Genomic DNA, 14,308 nt, shown 5'->3' with positions numbered 1-14,308 from the left:
GGGGCTTTGGGGGGCTCAATCCTGGTAGATGCGCTCCTCAAGGGGCGTTGATGCAATGATAGATTTCAGTCCGGCCAGCATGGCCTTTTCCGCCTTGTTGAGGTTGGCTTCAGGATTGTGGATCAGGAAAACATCGATGGCAGGAGGGTTGTCGTAAGGCGGCAGACGCCAGAGAAGGCCGTCATCGATCTCGCGTCGCGCGACATGCAATGGAAGTGGACCGATGCCAAGCCCGGTGATGATCATCCTGCGCACTTCTTCGAGGCTCGACGAGGTGCCGGCCACATCCGGTGAAAGTCGCGCCTCACGGCGGCAGATCGCAGCAATGCTGTCTTCCCGGCGCAGACCTTCCAAAACAATACGGATTTTATTCTCGGCTGAATAATGTTTACGCGTGGCACGACGGATATCTTTGATCGTCTTTTCCGCAAAAGACGTTTGGGGAACCGGTTTCTGTCTCATCTTTGCGTCCTTTGATAAAGCTATGATGAGCCGAAAATCCTCTCTTCTTAATTAAACCAGTTTTGTCTCAAAGGCGCTGATGTCAGACACCCACACACGCTGTCGCTACTCAGTTCCGCACGCCGAAAGAAGTGCAAAGTGAACTCATCTCCAGAGGGTTCGATCCGGGTTCTGCGGATGGTGTTTGGGGGCGCAAATCAATCTTGGCGCTGAAGAAGTATCAGCGCGAGAATGGGCTCGAAGAAAAGGGTACGATTGACAAAGCAACGCTGGAAAAACTCTTTCCGATTGTTAACCCAGGTTCAGTCGTTTCACAAAATTCCAGCGCTTCGGCTATCTTACCTCAAACAGACGATAGAAATTCCGCAGGGCCCGAAGCCGGTGTTGGCACGACTGACGGAAATGCGGATTCCTCAAGCTTTAAGGTTCTGTTATTTGGTGCTTTCTTAATCGTCATCATGTTCTGGAGACGTGGCAAAAGAAAGAGGTCACGTAGAGGTGAGGATTATCCGCTCGCCGCGAAAGTTGAACCAACTCTAAACATAAATAAGGTTCGATCACGACCTGAAGTTCCCAGAGTTGACGTCCAAGCCAAGTCTCCTACCCGGAAAAGATAGATCTTTTAAGATTGAGATAGAGCGTGGGGCTTCATGGTCTCATTAAGTGGCTTGAAACGGAAACTGAATTTCACAATCGGTAGGCTTAAGCTAAAGCTTCCTCTGGAGCGATTCTGCGTCAGGATGGTACTTGAACCAAGAATCTTGACTGGTAATCAACCGTCAGCCTCTGACGCTTAATGGCTGTCTGCTGCAATTTTCAGCTGGCGTCAATGTTGAACGATTCTTGACGAGGAGTATCAAGTCGCCAGCCAAATTTGCGTCATTTGTATAATTCTCAGGACTTGAAATCTAAGATGTGAATTTAGCTAAGCGCTTTAGTCAGACAGTAGGAAAGGTCGCCTTACTGAGCGACTGAAGCTATAATCTCGATCTCCACTTTCGCACCGCGTGCAGGGATCTGGCAGATTAGGAACGTACTGGTCGGCCGAATGTCTTTGAACACTTCCCCAAGCACTGGCGTTACAGCATCGGCGGCCTCAAGATCGGTGACGTAAACGCGGCTGGCGACGGCGTGGGCAAGGCTTGCCCCCGCCTTCTTCAGAACGTCGTCGATCTCGGCGAGCGCATTGCGTGCCTGTTGCGCTGCATCAGTGGGAAATATGCCTGTTGTTTTATCGCGGCCAGTGGTCCCCGAAACATAAATTGTGCTTCCATCAATAACCGCTTTGGCATATCCGGCGATTGCCTCCGAAGGGACTCCAGAAAAAATTCTCTGTGCCATTTTCCGTCTCCTTGTCTTTGTTAGTTGATTGTGTTGGGTGCGCGTTACACTGTTTGAGGTCTACCGATTATGGTTAGAACCGATCCGGTGATAGGCCCGATATATCCACTGAAGACGAGTGCCCTTGTGCGAATTCAGCCATGACTTTACCAGCCATTGGACCTAGGCCAAAACCGTGTCCACTGAAGCCCGTCGCCACTAGAAGTCCATCGACGCCGTTCACATGGCCCATAACCGGGATCACATCAGGAAGTGTGTCGATGATGCCAGCCCAAACCGCTTCGATTTCGAGATCAGCGATCGCCGGCAGGAAGCGCCTTATCTCATCCTGCGCCTGCTGCACGCGATAATACGCGGGTTCTACCGCCTCGCTTGTTGGTGCAATGTCAGCAATCGGTGCCGATGGTCGCAAGGGCGCTAACTTTTGCAGAGGACCTAGATAATTTATCCGGGCCGCGTCAGGATTGCTCTTACGTGTTTCTTGGTAGTGACGCATGGTGCGCCAGGAATCGAGACGAACATCATATTCCCCGCCCGCCACTGAAAAGACGAATGCTCCACGTGCATCCTGACGAATGCCGGTCAGTGGCAGTGAAATGCAGGGATTGACGGTGAGATCTGCGGCCGGGACCGTTCGTGCCACGGTTGCGCGTATTCTTTCTTGCGGGAGAATGTACCCAACCGCGCGCAACAGCTTGGAGCTTTCGGTGCCCGCTGCGCACAGCACCTGATCTGCGCGATAAAGCCTGCGGCCAATCCAGACCCCGTGCACATGACCAGCCTGAATATCCACTCGTGTCACACGCGCGCCAAGGATAACGGAAACACCGGCTTCAATCGCCGCTTCAAACATGGCTCGCGTTGCTCGACTCGGTTCGGCACGCCCGTCTGATGCGGTAAACATGGCCCCGCGCACTTTAGCATTGTCTGCGATAAGGGGAAGCTTTTCGCGAATTTGCGCTTGTGTAAGCAGAACCGTGTCCAACCCATACTTTGTGGCTTTGGATTGCCAATCGGCTTGGTTGGAAAGGTCACTGTCACTGGTGGCAAGGACCGCGTTGCCGCCACGAAGCCAGCCCACTTTACGGCCCAGATCCCGCTCCAGTCCTTCCCACAGGTTGAGAGAAGCCATGGCCAGCGGAAGCTCGCGAAAGTCACGGCCCTGCTGACGCACAAAGCCAAGATTTCGGCCGGATTGTCTGGATCCCGGTGTATCACGCTCGACAATCAGCACACGCAAGCCTGATCGTGCGGCATAAAGAGCCGTTGAACATCCGACTATACCGCCGCCAACGATGATCAGGTCCCATTTATCCGAAGAAACCGCCTTGTGCGGAATAGTCATCTAGTGAACCTTGGAAAGGAAAGAGCGGGTTCGCTCAAATGCGGGATTATCCAATATTTCCGAGGGAGCACCGCATTCGACAATTTGGCCAGCTTGCATGAATGCAATCCGATTGCAAACATCGCGTGCAAACGACATCTCGTGCGTCACCACCATCATTGTCAGACCATCTGCTGCTAGCGACCGCATGACGTCGAGCACTTCCCCCACCAGTTCAGGATCAAGCGCACTGGTCGGTTCATCGAAAAGCAGGACTTTGGGCTTCATTGCCAAAGCGCGCGCAATGGCAACGCGTTGCTGCTGCCCACCAGATAACATGCGGGGATAGTGATGTAATTTATCGGCAAGCCCCACGCGTGCCAACACCTCGCTCGCTTGTTTCACAGCTTCGCTTTTTGCAATTCCCAGCACATGAACAGGCGCTTCGATGACGTTTTCGAGTGCTGTTTTATGTCCAAAGAGGTTGAAGTTCTGGAACACCATGCCGATCCGGGCGCGTTGGCGTGCGATCATCTTTTCTGGAAGTTCGTGCGCAAAATTGCCTTCGCGTCGGTAACCGATCAACTCACCGTCCACCGTGATGCTGCCTTGCTCAATGCGTTCCAAATGGTTCACGCAGCGCAGCAACGTTGATTTTCCCGATCCCGATGGGCCAATCAGACTAATCACCTCACCGGCGGCCACTTCAAGGTTGATGTTATTGAGGACAGTCATGCTGCCGTAATTTTTCGACACCCGGTCAAAGACAATCATCGAATCGGACATTTTATCAAGCTTTCTGACGAAACAGACGACGGGGAAGGCGAGTTGAGGATGTATTTGTCTGCTGATTGGAGCGACTAAAATGCCGCTCGATGCGAACCTGTACAGCACTCAGAATGGTCGTTGCCGCCAGATACCAGATGCACGCCACGATCAACAAAGGGATGGTCTGAAAGTTGCGGGAGTAGATAGTTTGCGCCGAATAAAGCAGGTCAGCCAATGATATCACACTCACCAGAGAGGATGTTTTCAGCATCCCAATCGTCTGATTGCCGGTCGGAGGGATGATCACTGGCATCGCCTGCGGCAATATAATGCGCCACAAAGCCTTGCCGTTGGTCATGCCAAGTGATTTCGCCGCTTGTTTTTGACCGGGTTCCACCGACATCAGGCCGCTCCGAATGATTTCGGACATATATGCGCCTTCGTTCAATCCCAGACCAAGGACAGCAGCCGTTACCGGCGATATCAATGAATTGGTGGGAACCGAAATCCACCATGATGTGAAAGGCAGCCCGATCGATATTTCGGGAAACAGGGCACCGAGGTTGTACCAGAAGATCAATTGAACCAGGACGGGGGTTCCACGAAAGAACCAGATATAGGCTTTGGCTACTTTCGAAATAACGAAATTATTGGACATCGCCATGATGGCTAAAATCGTTCCCAGAACAACCCCAATAACCATGGTGACCACAGTCAGCCATAGCGTGAGAGACAGCCCCCACAGGATGCGACTATCGAACAGATATTCTCCAACTACACTCCATCCAAAATTAGGATTAGCCGCAATCATCTGGGCGCAATAAAGTATGAAGATGATAAGCAGCGTTGCAGTTATCCGCGTCTTCCAAGCGCTGGCCGAAATATATGTCAGCATGGGCCGGTCAGGAGAAGGCGAGGCGGCGAGAATTGAATCATCCGACATAGTAGCTGTCTCTCAATCATATTCGCATTGATGCGGCCGATGAACTCAATCCCGAGTTATATCACCGGCCGAGATTGCTATTTTGAAGTTGGGATCGTGGCCAGATTTATACCTGGCTCGTGTTCCATCGCCATTGGCGAGACAGTCCATTTTGCGTAGATTTTGTCGTAGTCGCCGCTGGCCTTGACTTCCTTCAGAGCTGCCAGCAGAGCCTCGCCGAGATCTGTTTCATTTTTACGGAATGCGATGCCACTGGGCATTCTTGGCAAAATTTGCATGGGAATAACTTTGACCGGATGTGGTGCCGACTTCTGAATTTCTCCAGCAAGTGCCGCAGAGGTCAAAACGAAATCACTCCGACCGGAATAAACCGACAGCAATGTTGCTTCGGATGTGCCGAATTCTGAAACGGTTGGCTTTTCTTTGCCGGCCGCAACGCAGGCTTCGCCGATTTCCTTCGTGATCATGTCCACCCATTCGGTGCCGCTTTGCGCGGAACCTTTCAGCCCGCAAAGGCCTAAATGGTCGCTGATATCAGCGCCTTTTTGCTCAAGGACATAGGCCGATGATGTGGTGTATCCGTAATCAACGAAACTAACGACTTTCTGGCGTTCGGCATTGTCGGTGATGCCTTCCATCGCAATATCCCAACGTCCCGACTGAACACCGGGGATCAGAGAATCGAACGAAACCGATGTAACATCGACTTTGACGTTGAGACGGGCGGCGATGGCATTCCAGAGATCGACTTCAAAACCGACCATTTCGCCAGCGTCGTTCATAGACTGAAAGGGCGGATATTTCGCGTCGGTAACCAGCTTGATTACACCGGCTTCGCGATATTTCTGTGGCAGGCTGTCCGCTGCGGTTTGCGCACTGACAGAGCCTGTGATCATGAGAAGGCTTATCGTTGCTCCGACAGTAAGCGTAATCGCCTTTTTAGAGCGCACTGTTTCTTTAATACTCATTTTCTAGTTCCCCTTTGGCCGTAATTTTTTGCGAACCACCCGGCCTCAAATGGCTCGCTTTTTTAGGCTTTGTTCTGGCGTTCCTTGTCAGCCGATCACGAACGGATTTGCTATCTCCTCTGCAGTGGATAACCACACGGCTTTGGTTTGCAGGAACTCTTTAATTCCTTCTATTCCGTTTTCCCGGCCTATTCCGCTCTTTTTATAGCCGCCAAACGGAGTGGTGTAGGACACATCGCGATATGTGTTTACCCAGACACTGCCCGCTTCCAGGCTTTCCGACATGAGTATGGCGCGACGCATATCCGAGGTCCAGACACCTGCAGCCAACCCGAATTCGCTGTCATTGGCGATGGCTACGGCTTCTTCCGCATCATCAAATGGAATGGCTGCCAGAACAGGTCCAAACACCTCTTCACGCGCAATGCGCATATCATTGTTCACACCTGCAAAAATCGTTGGCTCAACGAAATAGCCTGCCGCACATTCATCCAGATCGGGCCGTTTGCCGCCGATGATGAGTTCTGCACCTTCCTGCCGCGCGATATCGATATAGCCCAGCACTTTCTCATACTGCATGGCGTTGGCTATAGGGCCGATGCGGGTATCCAGGTGTTTGGGGTCGCCAATGCGCGCCGTTTTGGTGAAGACCGTCAGTTTTTCCAGAAATTCATCGTGTATTTTTCGCTGCAACAACAAGCGCGAACCGGCAATACAGGTTTGACCGACCGCGCCAAAGATACCGCCGACGACGCCGCGTACGGCATTATCAAGATTGGCGTCCTCAAAAATGATATTGGGCGACTTGCCACCCAGTTCGAGGCTAACCCGCTTGATGTCTTTAGCCGCCAACGCATATAGATGCGCACCCGTGCGGGTCGATCCCGTAAAGCCAACGTGGCGTGTGAGCGGGTGCGTCACCAACGGCTCACCAACTTCAGGTCCATAGCCGGTCACGACATTGATCACACCTGCGGGGAAGCCAGCCTTTTCAACCAGTTCCATCAATTTGATAGCCGTAGCCGAGGTATACTCGGCCGGTTTCATCACCAGCGTACAACCGGCTGCCAGGGCGGGGGCAGCCTTGAGTGAAAACAGAAACAGGGGTGCGTTCCACGGCACGATGCCGACGCAGACGCCGAGTGGCTCGTGCCGCGAGAAGCTCAGGGCTTTTTTATCGCAGGGATGCACCGCACCTTCGATCTTGTCCGCTAGCCCGGCATAATAGTGATACCAGCGCGGAATATAGCGAATTTGATGGCGCATTTCGGCGAGAAGGCGACCATTATCGCACACTTCGATCTCAGCCAGCTCATCTGCATTCTGTTCGATGAGATCGGCGAAGCGCTGTATAATGCGGCCACGCTCGCTGGGATGCAACTTTCTCCACGGGCCTTTGGTAAAGGCATTATGCGCTGCTTGAATGGCTCTGTCAGCGTCTTCGGCATTGCCGCGAGGCACCAAGGCCCAAGGCTTCGCCGTAAATGGATCGATGGTCTCGATATATTGGCCCGATGACGGCTCTACCCATTCACCGTTGATATACATAGCAAGTTTTTGCAGGTCGTGGGTCGACATTGCCCCTCCTCTTGGCGAGCCCTTGTGCTGAAAGCATAGCTTCCTTTTCCGCCGCGTGGCCCGGAATTATTCATTTCGATGCACTAAAGATATTCTTATCTATGCAAAGTGATATCACTTTAAAAGTCAACAGAAAAAATACAAGACGTCGAAATTGGGTCAAAACAGCGATAAAACCGCAGAATAGCGGTCCTTATGCTGATGAGGGCGATTTTTGGCCGACACATTTCTAGCATTTCTAAATTTACGCACTTGATTATGATATCATAATGGTTGAAGTTTACTATCACATTGGCCAATTTTATGAGCGCGCATCGTGAACACTGACCAGCATCTCTATAAAAAAATCAAAAGCGAAATTGATCGCCGCGTTGAAACGGAAGAATGGCCGGCAAATTTCCAGATCCCTTCGGAAGGTGATCTGGCCGCAGAGTTTGATGTTTCACAATTGACTGTGCGCCGTGCGTTGCGCGAGCTGCAAACAGCGGGCGTGTTAATCCGCGTGCAGGGACGGGGCACATTTGTGCTGGGGCCGCGCATTCAGTGCGCCGTGTTCGACCTACCCAATATCAGCGATGAAATCGCCAACTCTGGCGGCGCGCACACCTGTCAGGTTCTGGTTCACACAACTCTTGCGCAGGACAATCCTGCGCGCAACATTCTGCAATTGTCCGCAGATGCCGTGGTTTATTACAGCCGGTTTCTTCATCTGGAAGATGGCACGCCCATTCAGCTTGAAGAGCGCTATGTCAACGCCGCAGAAGCTCCGGGATATCTGGATCAGACGTTTTCAACGCAAGGCCCCGAAGCATGGTTTCGGCGCGAAACGGTGGTCACAACAGTTGATAATGCCATTCGTGCCATTCGCGCTGAAGACGACATACGCCAGCTTTTGCAGATCGATGCCAACCAGCCTTGCCTGCTTCTGGACCGTTCGACATGGCGCGACGGGATTCCGGTCACGCGTAGCCGTTTTATCTATCCCGGAGACCGTTATCGGCTGCGTTCCGCGCACGACGCGCGTACCACCCGTATCGCATTAACACCCAATTTGGGCACTGTCCGCTGAATCCTAGAATGGAGTTTGAGATGAGAGATTTTATCAATAAGCTTGAAGAGCGCGGCGATCTGCTGGTGGTTGATCGAGAGATTGACCCTGCGCATGAACTTGCAGCCGTCACACAGCTTGCGCAGAAAAAATGGGCGAAGCCGGTGATGTTTACCAACGTAAAAGGCACACGGTTTCCCGTTGTCAGCAATGTTTACAGCACGCGCGACAGAATTGCCGAAGTGATCGGCATTGACGCAAAGGATTTTTGCACCCAGTGGAGCCGTCTCGCATCTCTTGGCACGTCAGAGATGAAAGAGCCGCTGAAACTTGCCGATGACAGCGAGCTTCCCGAATATGAAGAAGTGAAGCTGTCCGATCTGCCGCTGATTACCTATTCTGACCGGGACGGCGCGCCCTATTTCACCTCCGCCATGTTTATCGCCAAAGATCCGGAAACCGGCGTTGGTAATTTGTCCTATCATCGCTCGATGTTTATCAGCGATAACGAGCTGCGCTGTCGCTTGGCACCTCGCCATCATCTGACGATCTATCATGAGAAGGCGGAAAAACTGGGCAAACCGCTCGAAGCGGCCATGTTGATTGGTACACCTTCGCATGCATTTCTAACCGCAGCAGCGCCACTGCCGTATGATGTCGACGAATTGGAAGTGGCGGCACGCCTGCGTGGACGACCGATTGCCATGCGCAAATGCAACCATATCGATCTTGAAGTTCCTGCAGAAACCGAAGTGGTTATCGAAGGACGCTTTCTTCCCAATGAACGCCGCGCCGAAGGGCCTTTTGGCGAGTTTATGGGGTATTACGTTCCTGTCGGACCTAATGCGGTTTTCGAAGTACTGGGCGTCACCGTGCGCAAAGACGCACTGTTCCATTCGATATTATGTGGTTCACCTGAAGAAGTGCTCACACTCGAACTATCGGTTTCCGCGAATATTTATCAGCGCTTGAGTGCTGCGCTTCCCGGTATCATCAATGTCACCTGCCAGCCATTCGTCAATCACGCCATCATCCAGATCGAGCCACAGTTCGAGGGACATGCGCGTCAGGTCATGCTGGCGGCTATCGGGGCCGAACCCATATGGTCAAAACAGATCACGGTGGTGGATACCGACGTGAATATCTACGACATGGATGATGTGCAATGGGCCATTCTAACGCGTTGTCGCCCAGACAAGGACATGCTGATCATCCCGGATACACCATCATTTTATCGGGATGAACAGAAGGACCATTGGGGCAGGCTGCTTGTGGATGCGACCAAGCCATGGGGACGGGAACAGGAGTTTGAACGCAAGCGATTGCGACTTGGCGACAGTGTCAAGGCCAGCGACTGGTTCGAGGGAGCGTAACCGATGAGCGCTCAACGCCTGGTGATAGGAATTTCGGGCGCTTCGGGCGCAGCTTATGGGCTTAAGGCACTGGAACTGGCGCGATCAGTGGGCGTCGAAACGCATCTCGTTGTTTCGCGCGCAGCGCTGCTCACGCTCCATCAGGAGCTTGGTATACAAAAATCAGAGCTGTCGCATCGCGCCGATGTGGTTCATTCGGCTGCGGATGTCGGCGCTTCGATAGCATCGGGATCGTTCAGGACGATGGGTATGCTGGTTGCTCCGTGTTCGGTTAAAACCATGTCGGAGATAGCGTCGGGTGTGACGTCGACACTGATGAGCAGGGCCGCTGATGTGGTTTTGAAAGAACGGCGCCGACTGGTTCTCATGGTGCGGGAAACGCCGCTGCATCTCGGGCATTTGAAAACGATGACAGCACTCACTGAAATGGGGGCAATCATCATGCCGCCCGTTCCAGCCTTTTATTCGCATCCCGAAAGCATTAACGAGATGATCTGCCATTCTGTGGGCCGCGCTCTTGATCTGTTCGGTATTGAAACAGGCACGGTTAAACGTTGGGATGGGCTGAAGCCTGGATCTTAAAGGCAGAGGATCACGCGAGTGGACGATATAGAACGTCATTCAGCACTTTGGAGCTTTATGCTTCAACTCTATGCCAAGCCCGGAATTCCGGCTGCCTTGCTGAGCTTGCAAGACAATTATGCCATTGATGTGCCGTTTTATCTGGCGGTTCTGCACGCGGTAACAACAGACCGATATGTCACGGCAAAAGCGCTCAGCGCTCTATACGCCGAAATACAAGAATGGCGGGAAGAGGTTGTAATCCCGCTGAGAATTGTCCGAAAGACGCTGAAGGTGCATGCGCGGGCGACACGTTTTGAAAATACGGGTGTCTTCCGCGAGACTATCAAAAGTGCTGAGTTAAACGCCGAAAGAATTGAAGTTGATGTTTTGGAAAAACTGATCCCAATCTATTTCAGGGTGGATTCCATTGATGACAAACCAAATATTTTAGCGGTTTCGCTGATGTTCTTGAATGTCTTCGGCTTTCCGGCGCTGGACCAACTTCCGGCAGACGCTGAATTTGTAGCCAGAACATTAGCAAGCAATCATTAGGGGTGAAACCCGTGATTCATGCCATGTGTAATCACGCAAGTGGACTTGACCCAGCCCGACTATGAATGTGATTATGCGCTATTAATAACATCATTTGTTGTGAGATATGAACAGTTCAGACCAACCATTATATGCTCAAATAAAAAGCGCTATCGACAAAAAGATCGAAACAGCAGAATGGCCGGCAAACTTTCAGGTGCCTTCAGAAGATGACCTTGCGGGAACCTTCAGTGCATCTCGCCTGACAGTGCGCCGGGCATTGCGGGAATTGCAGGCTGACGGGGTTCTGTTGCGCATTCAGGGACGCGGAACATTCGTCGTTGGCCCGCGGATGCAATGCGCGATTTTCAATTTGCCAGACGCTTCAGAGGAAGTGATCCTGTCGGGCGGCGCGCATAGCAGCCGTGTTTTGCAGCACGAGGTTTTGAGTGCGGACAACCCGCGGCGGAATATGTTGCAGAGCTCGCCCGAAAACGACGTCTTCTATTCCAAGCTTTTGCACCTCGAAGATGGAACACCGATCCAAATCGAAGAGCGATATGTGAATAGCGCTGAAGCGCCCGATTATCTCGAGCAGGACTTCACCCTGATTACCCCGAATTTCTGGCTGTTGCGTAACACGATTGTCACGACAGTCGACAATACAATCCGTGCTATACGCGCGGATGAAGACATTCGCGAAAATCTGCAGATTGATATCAGTCAGCCTTGTTTGCTTGTAGATAGGCAGACATGGCGCGATGGTATACCAGTGACACGCAGCCGGTTCACTTATCCTGGAGATCGTTACCGTCTGCGCTCTTCTCACGAGGCACGGGTTACACGAGTGAATGCTGTAAACTTGAGCCGATGATCACATGCTAGGCCGTGTGGACGGAATTGATTAAGATAAAAGCAGCAGCGATTGCGACGATGGATCGGAAATTTCTTGCTGTTTTCTCGCAACGTAGTGCTACACGTTTGAACCGTTTGAGCTTCCCCATCATTTGTTCAATACGTGCGCGACCTCGATAAAGCGCCGTGGCAAAATGTTTCGGAATATTTCTTCTGTTTGATCTGTAAGGGATCACAGGAATTGCGCCAGCCTTTCGCGCAGTCTCTCTATTAACGTCGCTATCATAGCCTTTGTCAGCAATAATAGCGCGGTGCCTGGCTTGAGGGCCAGTTTCCATGAGGCTTTCAAACTGTTTACTATCGGAAGCTTCGCCTCCGGTTAGTTCAAACCCAAGGGGCTGACCATTTCGGTCGGTTTTCAGATGGATGTTGGTTCCGAACCCTCCACGAGAACGACCGAGCGCTTGACCTTCCTGCCCCCTTTAGCACCTGCTGCAGATATATGGGCGCGAATGACGGTGCTGTCGAACATAGCAATCAGATGAGCGCTTTCATCAAGCCCAGCCAAAATGGAAAAATAGTCTTCGAACACACCCGCTTTACCCAAGCGGTCAAAACGCTTCCATATGCTGTTCCAGTTACCAAATCGCTCAGGCAAAGCCCGCCATGAGATGTTATGAAGGGTGAAATAATGCAATGCCTCAAGAAATAGGCGGTCATTTTTTGCTTTCGCGCCAACGGCTGGTAGACAAGCACGAAAGACCTCCAGTGCCAGTTCATAGTCACTCTCTGTAATCTTGGTGCACATTGCCGACCTCCAAATTACGTCGGCAATGTGTGAATCATGTTGAAAGAAAATCTGGAACCGGAAAACTTATACCTGAGTCAATTCGTCCACACGGCCTAGTGTCCTGTCCGGCAAATAGCTTTACATAATCGTTCGATCTTCGCGAGGATGGACTGGCTTGTGGCTGTCCAGACAAAGGGTTTTGCCTTGGCATTATAGGCTTCAACGAAGGCGCTTATTTTCCCAATCAGGTCCCTGGCGCTGACGAAAGAACCAAGGCGTATCTGCCGTTGCGTGATAGGGTCAAACTGCCGCTCGACCTGGTTGAGCCATGACGCATAAGTTGGTGTGTAGTGGACATGGAAGCGCGGACGAGCCGCGAGCTATGCACGGACTTTCGGATGTTTGTGAGCTACATAATTATCGACCACCAGATGGGCGTCGAGGACAGGCAGAATATTCGCCTCAATATGTTTAAGGAACCCGAGGAATTCCTAGTGGCGGTGACGGGCACGGCATCGAGTCATAACCTGACCATTTGCAATGTCGGGTGCGGCGAATAAGGTAGTCGTTCCATGCTGAACATAATCACGCGTGCGGATTCACTGATTTTCTACATTAATATCCATAATTAAAACCTTATAGGCGATACCCTTACCAATAAGTTCTACAGAAAACTGCTCATTTTCCGCTAGCAGCAGGCAATCGTGCAAATCCATTTGCGCGATTCCGCTGTCTGATTTCAGATCGAAATTACCTTCTGCACAGAAAATAAGCATTGTGTTGCCATCTGGTGCAACAATTATCGAATCATCAATGGCGATGCGGGTGACATGATGCGTAAATTTTCCCCGTCGCGTCATGACGTTGAGATCGGTGATTGTTCCCGCAATCAGGCGCGCACCGGAGCTTGCATCGGCAGCAAAGGCAAAGGGAGCTGTGTCGCGGGTGAGGGTGGTTTCCACACCTTCGACATCGAGAACAATGCCGTTGCCTTCCAGCACGGACAAGGTCCGGTCGATGTCGGGGAAGACCGAGAAGGGGCCATCATTGGCAACGGTTGCAGTGGAAATGCGCCAGTCGAAATTATCGACTGACGCTTCTTTCGGATGAATGGCAATTTCGACAGTAACACCGCCACCGTTTTTCCACGGCATGCGCTTATGGTCGGCGTTGCGCAACACTTTCATAGATCAGTTTCCAAGAATCGCAGGCAGACGCAGGCCCTGCTGTTTGGCCCAGTCGAGCGCTTGTTCATAGCCTGCATCGGCATGACGCATAACGCCGGTTGCCGGATCGTTCCACAACACGCGACCGATGCGCTCATCTGCTTCTTCCGAACCGTCACAGCAAATGACCATGCCCGAATGCTGCGAGAAGCCCATGCCGACGCCGCCGCCGTGATGGAGCGATACCCATGTTGCGCCCGATGCCGTGTTGAGAAGCGCATTGAGCAGCGGCCAGTCGGATACGGCATCCGAACCATCCTTCATGGATTCAGTCTCGCGGTTTGGCGAAGCAACCGAGCCTGAATCGAGATGATCGCGACCAATGACGATCGGTGCTTTCAACTCGCCATTGCGGACCATTTCGTTGAAAGCAAGACCGAGGCGATGGCGATCTCCAAGACCGACCCAGCAAATACGCGCTGGCAGTCCCTGAAACTCGATGCGTTCTTTTGCCATGTCGAGCCAGTTGTGCAGGTGCTTGTTGTCCGGCAGCAGTTCCTTCACCTTGGCATCGGTCTTGGCAATATCTTCCGGGTC

16 protein-coding genes and 2 pseudogenes are annotated in these 14,308 nt (G+C 52.1%); 6 read left to right on the top strand and 12 right to left on the bottom strand.

Annotated features, from left to right (window positions below):
- Nucleotides 1-15: 15 nt before the first annotated feature.
- Nucleotides 16-285, bottom strand: a complete 270-nt coding sequence (locus OPR82_RS22845; RefSeq protein ID WP_407673289.1) for a LysR substrate-binding domain-containing protein — start codon at nucleotides 283-285, stop codon at nucleotides 16-18.
- 14 nt (nucleotides 286-299) lie between these two features.
- A pseudogene (locus tag OPR82_RS22840) lies at nucleotides 300-462 on the bottom strand (IS3 family transposase); the annotation flags it as partial.
- Nucleotides 463-593: 131 nt separating this feature from the next.
- Here OPR82_RS22840 and OPR82_RS20830 point away from each other — a divergent pair.
- Nucleotides 594-1,079 carry a peptidoglycan-binding domain-containing protein gene (locus tag OPR82_RS20830; protein ID WP_265986844.1) on the top strand — a complete coding sequence of 162 codons (486 nt, stop codon included), beginning with the start codon at nucleotides 594-596 and terminating at the stop codon, nucleotides 1,077-1,079.
- Nucleotides 1,080-1,422: 343 nt separating this feature from the next.
- Here OPR82_RS20830 and OPR82_RS20825 read toward each other — a convergent pair whose 3' ends face one another.
- The 6 genes from OPR82_RS20825 to OPR82_RS20800 all read right to left on the bottom strand — a co-directional run bounded on the left by OPR82_RS20825 (nucleotide 1,423) and on the right by OPR82_RS20800 (nucleotide 7,384).
- The gene (locus OPR82_RS20825) at nucleotides 1,423-1,803 is read right to left on the bottom strand and encodes a RidA family protein (protein WP_024899060.1); all 381 of its coding nucleotides are present in this window, start codon (nucleotides 1,801-1,803) and stop codon (nucleotides 1,423-1,425) included.
- A gap of 73 nt (nucleotides 1,804-1,876) precedes the next feature.
- Complete coding sequence (locus tag OPR82_RS20820; RefSeq protein ID WP_024899061.1) at nucleotides 1,877-3,148, bottom strand: NAD(P)/FAD-dependent oxidoreductase; 1,272 nt, start codon at nucleotides 3,146-3,148, stop codon at nucleotides 1,877-1,879.
- Nucleotides 3,149-3,913 carry an amino acid ABC transporter ATP-binding protein gene (locus OPR82_RS20815; protein ID WP_112807289.1) on the bottom strand — a complete coding sequence of 255 codons (765 nt, stop codon included), beginning with the start codon at nucleotides 3,911-3,913 and terminating at the stop codon, nucleotides 3,149-3,151. It abuts the gene before it with no gap.
- Nucleotides 3,914-3,917: 4 nt separating this feature from the next.
- On the bottom strand, nucleotides 3,918-4,838 hold the full coding sequence (locus OPR82_RS20810) for an amino acid ABC transporter permease (protein WP_112807287.1): 921 nt from the start codon (nucleotides 4,836-4,838) through the stop codon (nucleotides 3,918-3,920).
- 77 nt (nucleotides 4,839-4,915) lie between these two features.
- On the bottom strand, nucleotides 4,916-5,806 hold the full coding sequence (locus OPR82_RS20805) for an ABC transporter substrate-binding protein (RefSeq protein WP_024899064.1): 891 nt from the start codon (nucleotides 5,804-5,806) through the stop codon (nucleotides 4,916-4,918).
- Between the two features lie 87 nt (nucleotides 5,807-5,893).
- Nucleotides 5,894-7,384, bottom strand: coding sequence for an aldehyde dehydrogenase (locus OPR82_RS20800; protein WP_265986840.1), 1,491 nt, complete (start codon nucleotides 7,382-7,384; stop codon nucleotides 5,894-5,896).
- Nucleotides 7,385-7,700: 316 nt separating this feature from the next.
- Between OPR82_RS20800 and OPR82_RS20795 the strand changes: the two genes are divergently transcribed.
- The 5 genes from OPR82_RS20795 (at nucleotide 7,701) to OPR82_RS20775 (ending at nucleotide 11,774) form a co-directional block, all read left to right on the top strand.
- Nucleotides 7,701-8,453, top strand: a complete 753-nt coding sequence (locus OPR82_RS20795) for a UTRA domain-containing protein (protein WP_179253449.1) — start codon at nucleotides 7,701-7,703, stop codon at nucleotides 8,451-8,453.
- 20 nt (nucleotides 8,454-8,473) lie between these two features.
- Entirely contained in the window at nucleotides 8,474-9,805 is a 1,332-nt protein-coding gene (locus tag OPR82_RS20790; RefSeq protein WP_024899067.1) for a UbiD family decarboxylase, read from the top strand.
- 3 nt (nucleotides 9,806-9,808) lie between these two features.
- Complete coding sequence (locus OPR82_RS20785) at nucleotides 9,809-10,387, top strand: UbiX family flavin prenyltransferase (protein WP_265986838.1); 579 nt, start codon at nucleotides 9,809-9,811, stop codon at nucleotides 10,385-10,387.
- 18 nt (nucleotides 10,388-10,405) lie between these two features.
- The gene (locus OPR82_RS20780) at nucleotides 10,406-10,921 is read left to right on the top strand and encodes a TIGR02444 family protein (protein ID WP_265986837.1); all 516 of its coding nucleotides are present in this window, start codon (nucleotides 10,406-10,408) and stop codon (nucleotides 10,919-10,921) included.
- 106 nt (nucleotides 10,922-11,027) lie between these two features.
- Nucleotides 11,028-11,774: a UTRA domain-containing protein gene (locus tag OPR82_RS20775; RefSeq protein ID WP_024899070.1), complete on the top strand. Its 747-nt coding sequence runs from the start codon at nucleotides 11,028-11,030 to the stop codon at nucleotides 11,772-11,774.
- A 7-nt stretch (nucleotides 11,775-11,781) separates the two neighbouring features.
- Here OPR82_RS20775 and OPR82_RS20770 read toward each other — a convergent pair whose 3' ends face one another.
- The 4 genes and pseudogenes from OPR82_RS20770 to OPR82_RS20755 form a co-directional block, all read right to left on the bottom strand.
- Nucleotides 11,782-12,177, bottom strand: a complete 396-nt coding sequence (locus OPR82_RS20770; RefSeq protein ID WP_265986889.1) for an IS5 family transposase — start codon at nucleotides 12,175-12,177, stop codon at nucleotides 11,782-11,784.
- Nucleotides 12,174-12,563, bottom strand: coding sequence for a transposase (locus OPR82_RS20765; RefSeq protein ID WP_128095019.1), 390 nt, complete (start codon nucleotides 12,561-12,563; stop codon nucleotides 12,174-12,176). Before OPR82_RS20765 ends, OPR82_RS20770 begins: the two co-directional genes overlap by 4 nt.
- A gap of 581 nt (nucleotides 12,564-13,144) precedes the next feature.
- On the bottom strand, nucleotides 13,145-13,732 hold the full coding sequence (locus OPR82_RS20760; protein WP_265986836.1) for a HutD/Ves family protein: 588 nt from the start codon (nucleotides 13,730-13,732) through the stop codon (nucleotides 13,145-13,147).
- A gap of 3 nt (nucleotides 13,733-13,735) precedes the next feature.
- Nucleotides 13,736-14,308, bottom strand: a pseudogene (locus OPR82_RS20755) (urocanate hydratase); the annotation flags it as partial.

Origin of the sequence: Ochrobactrum chromiisoli (assembly GCF_026241335.1) — a bacterium.
Classification (GTDB): Bacteria; Pseudomonadota; Alphaproteobacteria; order Rhizobiales; family Rhizobiaceae; genus Brucella; species Brucella chromiisoli.
This window is presented reverse-complemented; position numbering and strand designations above follow the sequence as displayed.